Origin of the sequence: Microcystis sp. LE19-10.1B (assembly GCF_027530565.1) — a bacterium.
Classification (GTDB): Bacteria; Cyanobacteriota; Cyanobacteriia; order Cyanobacteriales; family Microcystaceae; genus Microcystis; species Microcystis aeruginosa.
In genome coordinates this window covers 1-11,923 of sequence record NZ_JAPZQM010000188.1, presented here as the reverse complement: position 1 = coordinate 11,923, position 11,923 = coordinate 1, and the positions used below count along the sequence as shown (strand labels likewise).

Annotated in this window: 14 protein-coding genes; 11 read left to right on the top strand and 3 right to left on the bottom strand. The window is 44.9% G+C overall.

Translation table 11 applies throughout. The features are described 5' to 3' along the window. On the top strand, positions 1-191 hold a 191-nt coding region (locus O9332_RS06950), incomplete at its 5' end, for a hypothetical protein (RefSeq protein WP_288024493.1). Next, positions 188-673 (top strand): bZIP transcription factor, encoded by a 486-nt coding sequence (locus O9332_RS06945; protein ID WP_288024490.1) that lies wholly within the window; start codon positions 188-190, stop codon positions 671-673. The genes O9332_RS06950 and O9332_RS06945, both read left to right, overlap by 4 nt. A 193-nt stretch (positions 674-866) precedes the next feature. Here the strand turns inward: O9332_RS06945 and O9332_RS06940 are convergent, their stop codons facing one another. Together O9332_RS06940 and O9332_RS27980 are read right to left on the bottom strand one after the other, a co-directional pair. Further along, on the bottom strand, positions 867-1,124 hold the full coding sequence (locus O9332_RS06940; protein ID WP_288024487.1) for a hypothetical protein: 258 nt from the start codon (positions 1,122-1,124) through the stop codon (positions 867-869). A gap of 403 nt (positions 1,125-1,527) precedes the next feature. Next, positions 1,528-1,701 carry a BrnT family toxin gene (locus tag O9332_RS27980; RefSeq protein WP_353853414.1) on the bottom strand — a complete coding sequence of 58 codons (174 nt, stop codon included), beginning with the start codon at positions 1,699-1,701 and terminating at the stop codon, positions 1,528-1,530. Positions 1,702-2,026: 325 nt separating this feature from the next. Between O9332_RS27980 and O9332_RS06935 the strand changes: the two genes are divergently transcribed. Together O9332_RS06935 and O9332_RS06930 are read left to right on the top strand one after the other, a co-directional pair. Beyond that, complete coding sequence (locus O9332_RS06935) at positions 2,027-2,377, top strand: Pepco domain-containing protein (protein ID WP_288024484.1); 351 nt, start codon at positions 2,027-2,029, stop codon at positions 2,375-2,377. Further along, the gene (locus tag O9332_RS06930; RefSeq protein ID WP_288024481.1) at positions 2,370-4,283 is read left to right on the top strand and encodes an SUMF1/EgtB/PvdO family nonheme iron enzyme; all 1,914 of its coding nucleotides are present in this window, start codon (positions 2,370-2,372) and stop codon (positions 4,281-4,283) included. Before O9332_RS06935 ends, O9332_RS06930 begins: the two co-directional genes overlap by 8 nt. Before the next feature lie 250 nt (positions 4,284-4,533). Here the strand turns inward: O9332_RS06930 and O9332_RS06925 are convergent, their stop codons facing one another. Next, a complete protein-coding gene (locus O9332_RS06925; RefSeq protein WP_288024478.1) occupies positions 4,534-6,045 on the bottom strand; it encodes an ABC transporter permease subunit in 1,512 nt (503 codons plus the stop codon). 202 nt (positions 6,046-6,247) lie between these two features. On the opposite strand from O9332_RS06925, the gene O9332_RS06920 reads away from it, so the two are divergent. From O9332_RS06920 to O9332_RS06890, 7 genes are all read left to right on the top strand, one after another. Further along, the gene (locus tag O9332_RS06920; protein WP_190723085.1) at positions 6,248-7,003 is read left to right on the top strand and encodes an amino acid ABC transporter ATP-binding protein; all 756 of its coding nucleotides are present in this window, start codon (positions 6,248-6,250) and stop codon (positions 7,001-7,003) included. A 3-nt stretch (positions 7,004-7,006) separates the two neighbouring features. Beyond that, positions 7,007-7,291, top strand: coding sequence for a hypothetical protein (locus tag O9332_RS06915; RefSeq protein WP_288024475.1), 285 nt, complete (start codon positions 7,007-7,009; stop codon positions 7,289-7,291). Further along, entirely contained in the window at positions 7,177-7,755 is a 579-nt protein-coding gene (gene rimI / locus O9332_RS06910; protein ID WP_002756657.1) for a ribosomal protein S18-alanine N-acetyltransferase, read from the top strand. Before O9332_RS06915 ends, rimI begins: the two co-directional genes overlap by 115 nt. 38 nt (positions 7,756-7,793) lie before the next feature. Beyond that, positions 7,794-8,984 (top strand): glycosyltransferase family 4 protein, encoded by a 1,191-nt coding sequence (locus tag O9332_RS06905; RefSeq protein ID WP_002756659.1) that lies wholly within the window; start codon positions 7,794-7,796, stop codon positions 8,982-8,984. A gap of 120 nt (positions 8,985-9,104) precedes the next feature. Further along, a complete protein-coding gene (locus tag O9332_RS06900; RefSeq protein WP_223212939.1) occupies positions 9,105-10,364 on the top strand; it encodes a glycosyltransferase family 39 protein in 1,260 nt (419 codons plus the stop codon). Between the two features lie 81 nt (positions 10,365-10,445). Next, entirely contained in the window at positions 10,446-11,063 is a 618-nt protein-coding gene (locus tag O9332_RS06895; RefSeq protein ID WP_002756663.1) for a CP12 domain-containing protein, read from the top strand. Positions 11,064-11,160: 97 nt separating this feature from the next. Further along, positions 11,161-11,667, top strand: coding sequence for a DUF1269 domain-containing protein (locus O9332_RS06890; protein WP_002756665.1), 507 nt, complete (start codon positions 11,161-11,163; stop codon positions 11,665-11,667). Positions 11,668-11,923: the final 256 nt, after the last annotated feature.

Below are 11,923 nucleotides of genomic sequence, written 5' to 3'. Positions count from 1 at the left end.
TAGCTCAGCATCCCTATAAAACTCAAATCTTGGACTTCCATTCCTGCAAAACCCAATGGGCAACTCGTTCACTCTATTTTGAGGGACAGAAGCGAAATCAATTCTGTATCCTACACTACCGTTTGAATTTGGAATTGCTGTCCTGTGGGCCATTTTTACCGCTTAAAAGCCCTAAATTAGTCAATTCATGACCAATACGCCGCGTATTTCCCCCCAAGTACCCCAGAGTTGCACTGGTCGCCCCTCGGTTCCCCTCTCGGTCTATCGAGAATTAGTCAAAGAATTGCAGGCCACTCAGGCACGGGTGGAATTTCTAGAAGCACAAAACCAGCAACTTGTCAAGAGTAATCGGCAATTACGTCAGGAAATCGAGACAGTAGTTGCTCAGGGAAGACGATTAGAAAGAGTGGTAGAGAGTTTCGAGAGGAATCCCATCGAGGAACCCTCCTTCGTCATCCCGGTTCGTCCCCGTCTGGTTACACCCCCCTCTTCTTCGCTGCGGGTTAAGGAAGAAGTCTCAGTCACCCCTCCTATCACCGTTACTGCTTCAAGACAGCAATTACCTAAAAATAGTTGGTTAGTGGTCGGGTTAATTATTGTCGTGGTTCTTACCTCTGGTTTAGGGGCTTTTTGGCTGGTTTCTGCCTCTAGAAACGCGGGTTCGACCGACTGATTGACTTTCATCTCGGCATTTTAAGCTCAATTAGTCGGTTTTAACAGTCGGGGAATTTACCCGAATAATAATAAATCCTGTTTAAAAGGGATAGGAAAGTGGGGAGTGAGAAGTCCTGTAGGGGCCAAGCATTCGGGTATAACCCATCGCTGAAACCGCAGATTTCCTGTCCGAATGCTTCGCCCTTACTTTTTCAGCCAGTCCTAACCAATTCAGGTAAAGGTTCAGGACCCACCCATCTACCTTGTTTCCAGATTTCCTCATCCTCTACCGGTAACGCATCGGGATCGGAACGGGCAGCTTGATCTATTTCCTCTTCGGTCATCTTGTTGAGACGTTCCCTCTCTTTTAGTTTTTCCGTGCCGGACTCGTTGACGATTTTCGGTTCTTCGGTTTGTGTTATGCAATGGACGGGGTTTATAAGGGATGTAACCCTTATATAGAAAGGCATTTGGCGATTTTTGTCAATTGTTTTTGATCTAGAGCGAACTAATCAATTAAATCTCTTGCCAGATAAGGATTTAGTCGATTTATGCCCCCCTATCGAACCATAACAAGTAACGAAGAACCCGATTTTCTCTTGGCTACCGTCCTTTAAGAAAACTGTAATACGCTTTTCGTTCACGCTCATTTGCCCTCCTAGCACTAATTAGGGTCTGCTGAATAAATCTAAAAACCTTGTTGGGTAAGACTTTTAGACTTTTTGTCAATCAAAAAGTACCAGGCATGGGAGTGATCAGGGGGAAAATTGAGGTACTTTTTCCCTGAAAATTAGGTAGTTGACCACCTGAAAATCGGTAAAACCCTACACCCCACACCCCACACCCCACACCCTACCCCCAGGAAAAACTTTTTCAGCAGACCCTAATTAATCGACACGATTTGCCTCTTAAGGTATATACAAGGCAATAGACCTGTTTTTCAAGTTCTCCAAACGCTATCGTCCGTTTTTCGCCATAACCCCTACGATTATCTGGGATTTCATAAAGAAAAGTATCGAAAAGATCGAGAATTTCCTCAAAGTCCACATTATGTTTTTCTATGTTAGAACACCGCTTGCTCTCATCTCATTCAAACGAGTCAAACTTCATAGTTTATCAGTTAAGGCTATTTGAATTGCCGGTCATCACCGTCCGGCCCCGGCGGCGAGGATGTCAATTGGGTCGATTTCTCCACCAGAAAACCTTTTAGTCTTGAGATAATATTGGGTAGGGGTCTGATGGTCTCCGTATCCAATCGGTAGGGCGATAATCAGCCCAGACCGTGGAGACCGTGCCTTTGAGTCAGAGAATAGCGGAGGTCGAGGGGAGATTGGCGGAACTGGAGATCAAAGAAAAAAGTAAGTGAGGTCTTATGTCTGAAACAACATCAAGAGGAATTTGGATTATCAGCGATGAAACCGCAGTTGAAGAGGGCGAGAAAAGTGGCACCGATATCGGTCCTGACTACACATCGGAGAAAAGGAAAGGCAGCAAGCGATCGCGTATTACTGCCGAAGATTTAAAACAAAACATGGAAGAGTTTCTCGGTGTCGTTGAGGAAGCATTTGATAAGACAGAAAATCCCGAGTCAGGAATGAAACTTGATGAGGTAGAACTGTCAGTAGAAATTAATGCCAAGGGACAAGTAAGCTTGTTAGGAACGGGTGGAGAGGCGGGAGCTAAAGGGACGGTGGTACTCAAGTTCAAGCGAAAAGATGGCTAATAATTGGGCGATAGCGATTGGGGTGAACAAATATCAAAATCTGCCATCTCTCAATTATGCGGTGACAGATGCAGAAAAAATGCGGGACTGGTTTGTCCATGAGGCAGGGTTTGACAGTAAAAGGGTTTATCTTTTTACCGACAACTCGCCGCTGATTGTCGATGCCGGTCTACCCTATTCCTCTCAACCGACCTACGCAACATTAATCCGCTTTTTGACTAACCGCTTCAAACAGCAGTTTCTCTCGACTGGAGATAATTTGTGGTTCTTTTTCAGCGGACATGGATTCCGCCATGCCGAGCGAGATTACCTGATGCTGTCCGACAGCAGTGCTGACTTAGAATTAATTGATAAGACGGCTATTTCTCTGAGTTTCGTTACAGAACGCCTGCGGCATAGTGGGGCTGACAATGTGGTATTGTTTCTAGATGCCTGCCGCAGTGATTTAAAAACGAAGGGAGCCGGAGTCGGCGAAGAGCCTCAGCCTGGTGTCATTACCTTTGCCTCTTGCAGTCCAGCAGAAAGGTCTTATGAAATCGAGTTGCTCCAACAGGGTTCATTTACCTACGCCTTGCTAGAATCCCTGCGCCTCCAAGGGGAAGGTAATTGTGCGACGGTTGAGCGACTCTACCAAAGGCTGCGCTATCGGGTGAGCGAAATTAATCAGCAATACAAAAAACCGCGCCAGACTCCCTATGCGATGATTGAACCCGCTACGAAATATCATTTAATTTTGTTGCCCAAACAGGCAACACTTCAGGATGTTGCCACGCTTAAACTATATGCTCAAGATGCTGAGTTAGAAAAAGATTTAAAACTAGCAGAACAACTCTGGACTCGAATTTTGACGGTTTCTCCAGCTGACCCCCAAGCATTGAAAGGACTTAAAAGAATTTGGATTGGGACAGAAGGGAAACCCCCTCAACCTCAACCTCCAGAATCTCCTAAGTTATCTAGCAAATCACCAGCGGATAAAAGAGAGTTTTCCCTGCACCCAGATTTCCCATCGTTATCAGTATTTAACTTTGAGATCGTGGGAGTAAATGCGAAGGGTAAGCAAATCAAAAAAGAGTCGAAGCAGTCTCAATATTTCAGCGAGGATTTGGGCAACGGCATCACCTTAGAGATGGTCGCCATCCCGGGGGGAACTTTCCTGATGGGAACAGAAGACGAGGAAATCGAAAGACTGGTAAAAAAATTTAATTTTAATTGGGAAGGATTTAGAAGGGAAAGACCGCAACATCAAGTCATCGTTCCACCCTTCTTTATAGGCAAGTATCCCATCACCCAGGCACAGTGGAAAGCGATCGCCTCCCGTACCGATTTAAAAGTAGAAAAAGACCTTGATCTCAACCCAGCCAATTTTAAAGACCATCCCGATAGCGATCGCCGTCCCGTGGAAACAGTCAACTGGGACGATGCGATCGAGTTCTGTGCAAGATTATCGAAGTTGACAGGAAGGGAATACCGACTTCCCAGTGAAGCGGAATGGGAGTATGCCTGTCGTGCCGGGACGACCACCCCATTTTACTTTGGGGAAACCATTACCGGGAAATTGGCCAACTACGATGCCAGCAATACCTACGCCGAGGAAGCGAAGGGAGAATATCGAGGAGAAACGACCCCCGTGGGACAATTTCCCCCCAATGCCTTCGGGCTATACAATATGCACGGCAATGTCTGGGAGTGGTGCGCCGATACCTGGCACGATAATTATGACGGTGCGCCGAGGGATGGCAGTGTCTGGATAGAAAATGGGGATGGTAATTGTTCTCCTCTGCGGGGCGGTTCTTGGTGCAGCAATCCGAATGTCTGCCGTTCCGCTTACCGCGGCCGCTACGACTCCCGCCGCGACTACTACAACTACGGTTTTCGGGTGGTGTGCGGTGCTGGGAGGACTTTGTAACCCTTTTCCCCTTTTTTTCCCTTTTTACCCTTATTTCCTTTTCTGGAATTTTTTTGGGCAAATACAGTACAAATGTATTGATTTAGGGGTGGTCAATTACCTAGGGTTTGCTGAAAAAGTAGGGGCGAAGCATTCGGACAGAAAATCTGAGTAACCCACAGAAAACGGGTTTCTCGAAGAAAACCGTTTTCTGCTAACTGCACATATCTAACTACCCCCTGCCTTCGTTAACAGTTCCCATCTCTTGATCCTAGGCTTTCTGTTCCTGTTTAGATTTATGTAGGGGATCCATATAAATCTCTAAGCGCTTAAATACCACAGAGGAAAGGGTAGTTAAAACCAAATAAACCAAAGCAACAGCGATATAAATCTCGAAAGCTTTATAGGTAGTGGCTACCATTAATTGACCTTGCCGGAATAATTCTTCAAAACCGATTACTGCCGCTAAACTGGTATCTTTAATTAGGGTGATAAATTCATTCCCCAACGGTGGCAACATCCGGCGAAAAGCTTGGGGAAAAATCACCTCGTGCATGGTTTGCACTGGGGACATTCCTAGACTAGAACAAGCTTCCCATTGACCATTATCGATCGATTGAATACCGCCGCGCATAATTTCAGCTAAATAGGCCGCCACATTTAAACTTAGGGCAAATAGGGCCGCCGGTAAACGATCTAAGTCGATATTTAAGCCAATTTCTCGGAACAACCCGGGCAAACCAAAATAGATCAAGAATAATTGCACCAGCATCGGTGTTCCCCGAAAGAAATCCACATAGATGCGGCAAATTATTTTTAACCATTTGTAGGGAGAAATCAGGGCAATAGCCACTAAAGTTCCACCGATTAACCCGAAAAGAAAAGACAGAACTGTTAACAGAATTGTCCAGGGAACCCCTTTAAAAATCAGGTTATAGAATAATTCTCCCCAGTTAAAACTTGATTCCTGTAAATTATTTAAAGCTGGGGCAACTAAGGGTAATTCTGGCGGTTTTTCTCCAAACCATTGCCGAAAAATAGCATCGTACCGACCACTTTCTATGACTCGACCGAGAGCATCATTAATTAACTGGAGATAGGGGGAATTTTTGGGTAAAGCAATGCCGTAGAATTCCTCCGTTAATAATTCTCCGACTACTTTTACTCCCCGTAAACCCGCTTGTTTAATTGCATACAAAGTCACGGGTTTATCGTTAACTACCGCCTCAACTCGACCATTAATTAATTCCTGCAAAGCTAAAGCCGCCGAGTCAAATTGACTAACTGTTGCCCCCGGTATTTTTGTCGCTTCTAAGGCTCCCGTTGTGCCAATTTGGACGGCAATTCTTTTGCCTTTTAAGTCTTCAAAATTTTTAATTGTCTTATTATCTTCCCGAACAGCGATCGCTAAACCAGCCCTAAAATAAGGTCGAGAAAAAGAAATCGCTTGGGCGCGTTCGGCGGTGATAGTCATGCCACTAATAGCGGCTTCCACTGTTCTCGCTTGTAGAGCCGGAATAATGCCATCAAAGGGTAAATTTCTAAAGTCAATGTTGAGATCGGCTTCCTTGCCAATCGCCCGCATTAAATCGATATCAAACCCAGTTAATTGTCCCCCTTGTTGGAATTCAAAGGGCGGAAAAGTTGCTTCTGTGGCGACTCGAAAAGGATTAGGAGGGGTCTGAGAAAAAGCCGGAATAACAGTTAATCCGAGCGCCAAGACTAATCCTAACAAGGCAAAGATAACTCTCTGTACCGCCCGCCCTCGCCAAAATTTAATCATTTTTTAATTGTTTCTCCTTGATTTTTTCGCTCAACTAAGTTAGTAATTTCGTCCTACTTCCCACCCAAGACAGATGTAGAGAGACTATTTGAGTATTATGATTATTCCTCTTGATAAAATGTCGTCAAGGATACAATCTGGCAGAAACTAATCTCGATACCTTTGTACAGACAGAATGTAAAATTTTTTACGAGAGGATATCATGACCACTACTACCCCTGTGATTGTCAGTGAAGGTTTACGCAAAAGTTACGGCTCTTTAGAGGTACTTAAAGGAGTTACAGGCACTCTTTATCAAGGGGATGTGGTATCGGTAATCGGTCCCTCTGGCTGCGGCAAAAGTACCTTTTTACGCTGTCTCAATCGTTTGGAAACAATTAACGGCGGCCGCTTGGAGGTGATGGGGATTGACATCTCTTCCCCGAAGTTAAATCAATCGGTCCTCCGCAACTTACGCAGCCGGGTAAGTATGGTGTTTCAACACTTTAATCTTTTTCCCCATCTCACCGTTTTACAAAACTTGGTGTTGGCCCCCAAGCAAGTGTTACACCACTCGGAAAATGAGGCTAAAGATACGGCAATTCATTATCTGGAAAAGGTGGGATTGGCCCCAAAAGCCGATGTTTATCCCGACCAATTATCGGGAGGACAAAAACAACGGGTGGCGATCGCTCGCAGTCTCTGCATGAAACCAGAGGTGATTTTATTTGATGAACCCACTTCGGCCCTGGATCCGGAATTAGTCGGGGAAGTGTTAAACGTTATGCGTCAATTGGCCGATGAGGGGATGACTATGGTAGTCGTCACCCACGAAATGCAGTTCGCTAAGGAGGTCTCTAACAAGGTTTTGTTCTTTAATCAAGGCGTCATCGAAGAAGCAGGTGATCCCGACACCTTTTTTAATCATCCCCACAGCGAGCGCTTACAAGCCTTTTTAAGTCGCATCAATAGTAATTAGGGTTTGCTCAATTCAGGAGTCAGTATTCTCCGAGTCAGTATTCAGGAGTCAGGAGTCAGGAGTCAGGAGTCAGGAGACAGGAGACAGGAGACAGCTTTTTTCTCCTCACACCCCACACCCTACACCCCACACCCCACACCCCACACCCTACACCCTGCTCCCTTCCCCGATCAATGGCAAAAATCCAGCTTAAAACCCCAAAATCAGAGCATCTTGCCGCCATGGTGGCACTCGATCGCACCAGTCTCGGCGGTATCTGGACGTTATCGGGATATCAACGGGAATTAGACAGCCCCAACAGTGAATTATTAATTCTTACCCTAGACCGGGATGACGAAACCCTAATCGGATTGGCTTGTTTTTGGGCAATTCTCGAAGAAGCGCATATTACTCTCCTAGCAATTTACCCAGACTATCAAAGACAAGGATTAGGAAAACTACTTCTCTACAAACTTCTGGAGAAGGCTGTACAAAGACAACTGGAAAGGGCTACGCTAGAGGTGAGGGTATCGAACCAGTCAGCGATCGCAATCTACGAGCATTTTGGCTTCCGCGTCGCTGGAGAGCGTAAAAATTATTATCCGCAAACTGGCGAATCGGCCCTAATTTTCTGGCGCAACGATCTACAAACGGCCGCTTTTCAGGAACAATTAAGCAAGTGGCGACAAGAAATCCTCTCAAGACTGGTGCGGGGAAAGTGGCAATTAGAGGAAGAAACCAGAGCCAAAATAGATACCATGGGGATGCAATGATTACCTACAAGCTTAAATCAGGTCGAGGTTAGGGAAAAATGAGGATTTTAGTGTTGGCGTGGGAATTTCCACCGCGATTAGTGGGCGGTATCGCCCGTCATGTCGCTGAACTCTATCCCGAAATCGTCAAACTCGGTCATGAAGTCCATTTAATCACGATCGAATTCGGTCAGGCCCCCAGTTACGAACTGGTGGAAGGCATTCACATCCACCGTGTCCCCGTACCCCCCGGCAATGACTTTTTCCATTGGGTGGTCAACATGAATAACAGCATGGGGCAACAGGGCGGCAAACTAATCGCCGAATACGGAAAATTTGACCTTGTTCATGCCCACGATTGGTTAGTAGGGGATGCGGCCATTGCCATGAAACATCTCTTTAAAATCCCCCTGATTGCCACTATTCACGCCACGGAATACGGACGTTATAACGGACTGCACACCGACACCCAACGCTATATCGCCGGCAAAGAGGGAACCCTCGTCTATAATGCTTGGCGCATTATCGTCTGCACTGGCTATATGCGTCATGAAGTCCATCGGGCTTTGGGCGCACCCTGGGATAAAATCGATGTGGTTTATAACGGTATTCGGGCCGAGAAAAAGCAAAGAGACCCTAACTTTGATTACCGAGCTTTTCGTCGTCAATATGCCCAAGATCACGAAAAAATCGTCTATTACGTCGGGCGTATGACCTTTGAAAAGGGGGTTTCGGTGTTACTCAACGCTGCCCCAAAAGTCCTGGCCCAGACCGAGGGTCAAACTAAATTTGTCATTATCGGTGGCGGCAATACCGACAAACTCAAACAACAGGCTTGGCATCTCGGTATCTGGCATCATTGTTATTTTACGGGCTTTATGTCCGATGAAAACCTCGATCGCTTCCAAACCGTGGCCGATTGTGCCGTTTTTCCCAGTCTTTACGAACCTTTTGGTATTGTCGCCTTGGAAAGTTTCGCCGCTAGGGTTCCCGTCGTAGTTTCCGATACCTGCGGTTTTCCCGAAGTTGTCCGTCATGGCCAAACGGGAATTGTCACCCGCGTCAATAATCCTGATTCCCTCGCTTGGGGCATTTTGGAGGTTTTAAATCATCCCGAATACGCCCACGAATTAGTTAATAACGCCTACGAAGACCTAGAAAAACGCTTTCATTGGGCGAATTTAGCCCGTCAAACTGAGACAGTATATGGTTTGGTTGTCCAAGAACGACAACTGGTAGAATGGCGTTAATCAGGGATCGGTTTTTTAGCCGTCAGCCATCCTGAAGCCGTCCCGATTTTCTTCTGGACAAACCTAATTAACTAGAGCATAATCTTAGGAAAGTAATTTCCTCGACACAAAATTATGAATATGCTGAAAATAACTAAGGATTTTAATCCCGCTCAACTAGCAAGTGTCCTGGTCAATTTCATCGGTTTTGTGGTTTTATTGACCTGTGTACTTCTTTCTCCCCATGCTCTCGTTTATGATGAAGTTTATCACTTACCGTTAGTAGATTTATTAAATCAATACGGTTTATCCTATCGATTCTTACGCGGTACAGGACAATCGGCCCCAGGTCCGTTATACCCGATAATTCATTATATCTTTCAGCCCTTGACCAATTTGCAAGCCCCTGCCGTTAGGTTGGTTAATATTCTTCTTTTATTACTGTTAATTTTAGTCCTGAGTTTAACCCTGCAAAAAATTTTCAAAATTCCCCAGCCACTGGTCTCTAGTCTGACAATTATGGGCTTACCGATGATTTGGGTGATTACGGGCATGGCTCTCACGGAAATCCCTGGTATGCTCTTGGCAACTTTAGCAATTTTCTTGATATTTATAGCTCTAGAAAAAATTGCAGATAACCGGCAAATGAGCTTAGGAATAGCCGCTCTGAGTGGATTATGTTTAGGGATAGCAATCCTAGGCAGACAAACTTTTCTCGTTCTGGTGTTTATCTTGCCAATACTAACAATTAGTTCCTCAAAAAAATCTTGGCAACCTTTAATATTATGCTGGTTAACTTCTGGAATTTTACCCGCTATCGTTTTTAGCGTATGGGGTGGATTAGTTCCCCCCGGTCAAAGTTCATTATCTTCTGGATATTCTCTGGTAAACGGATTTCTTTCCTTTGCCTACACCGGTCTTTTATTATTTATCCTCGCTCCCAAATGGTTCAGCTTGAATAAGGTGATAATAATATCTGTCCTGGTCAGCAGCTTTCTAGGCAACGCTATCTTTAAAATCCTTTCTATTCGTCCAGCCTACCAAGTTTTCCAGAAAATTATTCCCGATCCTACTTGGCTAAGTTTCTTTTTCTATTTAGCTTCCTCCTGTCTGCTTGCCTTTGGAATTCTTTTTCTGATTGCCAGCCTCAACAATTGCCGAGATCACTATAAAGATAGTAAATTTCTGTTTTTAAATGTTGCCGTGATCGTAGTTGCCGCTACAGCTTTTAAAATTACCCATTATTATTCGACTCGCTATACAGCTACAGCTATTCCATTCTTGATCCTGTTAGCCCAGTATTATACCAAAGATAACTATTTCAAGGTAGCCCGCTTATTGCTGGGGAATGTTGTCGGCTGTTTGATGTTAGTTTCTTATTTTTTGCGTCCTTGGAACTAGAAATCTTGCCAGATGGGATTCTTTGATTTTTGACAAGGATATACCTTAAAATAACAAAGGCACAACTTAACTTCTCCAACTATGACCATGAAAGCAGCTGAAATTATGACCACGGAGGTGGCCAAGATTAAAGGTTCTGAAACCGTTGCCAAAGCGGTACAATTGATGAGAGAAAAGAACATTAGAACTCTCATTGTCGATCGCCGTCACGATGAAGATGCTTACGGAATTATCACTGAAACCGATATTGTCTATAAAGTCGTCGCTTTCGGTCAAGATCCGCAAAAAGTGCGCGTCTATGAAGTGATGAGCAAACCCTGCATCGTGATTAATCCCGACCTCGGGGTTGAATATGTGGCCCGCTTATTTGCTAATACCGGTATTCGTTTCGCACCAGTAATTAAAGGCGGTTTGCTCGGTGTTATATCCGTTAGCGACATTCTCCATAAAGGTAACGCCGTCGAAAAGCCCCGCAGTCTTGATTTAGAAGCGGAGATTATCAAAGCTAGAGATATTGCCCGGGCAGTATGTGCTGAAAAAGGGGGAAATTCTCCCGATTGTGCTGCAGCTTGGGATATTGTTGAGGAATTACAGGCAGAATTGGCACACCAACGCGCTAAAAAACCGGAAAAAACCTATTTTGAGGAATACTGTCAAGAAAATCCCGATGCTTTTGAAGCTCGTATTTATGACACCTAATCCCCATGGCTTTGAGGTATTCTCCGATACCTCAAACTTTTTAATCCGGCAAAAGTAGTGTATAAAGGTTTTATTTACTAATAATCGAGGAAAAACTATGGCCGATCTATTTGTCATCGCCTATGAGGACGAATTTAAAGCAGAAGAAGTTCGTTTAACTTTGGCTAAACTGCAACAGGAACATCTCATCGAGTTAGAAGATGCTGCCGTAGTGGTTAAAAACAAAGATGGCCAGATTAAACTCAAGCAAGCGGTCAATTTAACAGCAGCGGGAGCCGCCAGTGGCAGTTTCTGGGGATTATTAATCGGAATGCTCTTTTTATCCCCTTTATTAGGGGCCGTCCTCGGTGCTGCTGGTGGCGCTTTGGGAGGTGCTTTAAGTGATATCGGTGTGGATGACAATTTTATGCGGGAATTGGGAGAAACCATGCAGCCAGGTACATCTGCTCTCTTTGTTCTCGTCCAAAAAGTTACCCCCGATAAGGTCCTCGATGAAGTGGCCCCCTACGGAGGTAAAGTGTTACGCACTTCTTTGACCAAAACCGACGAAGCTGAATTACAGAAAATTCTCGACCAAAGAGGTGTTCAACCCGAAACCGTTTAGGATATGGGTCCATAAAAGCCAGAAAAAGGGAATATATTTCCCTTTTTGCTTTTTGAGCAAGAATGGGTTTAGCATGACCACCACAGCAGCTATAAAATAAGAAACAATCAATAATTAGGGCTTGCTGAAAAAGTTTTTCGGTGGTGGCAGGGTGTGGGGTGTGGGGTGTGGGGTGTGGGGTGTGGGGTTTTATCGATTTTCAGGTGGTCAACTACCTAATTTTCAGGGAAAAAGTACCTGAATTTTCCCCCCAATC

Coding starts and splice junctions, on each gene's coding strand:
- O9332_RS06945 (WP_288024490.1), top strand. CDS start 188: ATGACCAATACGCCGCGTATTTCCCCCCAAGTACCCCAGAGTTGCACT.
- O9332_RS06940 (WP_288024487.1), bottom strand. CDS start 1,124: ATGCCTTTCTATATAAGGGTTACATCCCTTATAAACCCCGTCCATTGC.
- O9332_RS06935 (WP_288024484.1), top strand. CDS start 2,027: ATGTCTGAAACAACATCAAGAGGAATTTGGATTATCAGCGATGAAACC.
- O9332_RS06930 (WP_288024481.1), top strand. CDS start 2,370: ATGGCTAATAATTGGGCGATAGCGATTGGGGTGAACAAATATCAAAAT.
- O9332_RS06925 (WP_288024478.1), bottom strand. CDS start 6,045: ATGATTAAATTTTGGCGAGGGCGGGCGGTACAGAGAGTTATCTTTGCC.
- O9332_RS06920 (WP_190723085.1), top strand. CDS start 6,248: ATGACCACTACTACCCCTGTGATTGTCAGTGAAGGTTTACGCAAAAGT.
- rimI (WP_002756657.1), top strand. CDS start 7,177: ATGGCAAAAATCCAGCTTAAAACCCCAAAATCAGAGCATCTTGCCGCC.
- O9332_RS06905 (WP_002756659.1), top strand. CDS start 7,794: ATGAGGATTTTAGTGTTGGCGTGGGAATTTCCACCGCGATTAGTGGGC.
- O9332_RS06900 (WP_223212939.1), top strand. CDS start 9,105: ATGCTGAAAATAACTAAGGATTTTAATCCCGCTCAACTAGCAAGTGTC.
- O9332_RS06895 (WP_002756663.1), top strand. CDS start 10,446: ATGACCATGAAAGCAGCTGAAATTATGACCACGGAGGTGGCCAAGATT.
- O9332_RS06890 (WP_002756665.1), top strand. CDS start 11,161: ATGGCCGATCTATTTGTCATCGCCTATGAGGACGAATTTAAAGCAGAA.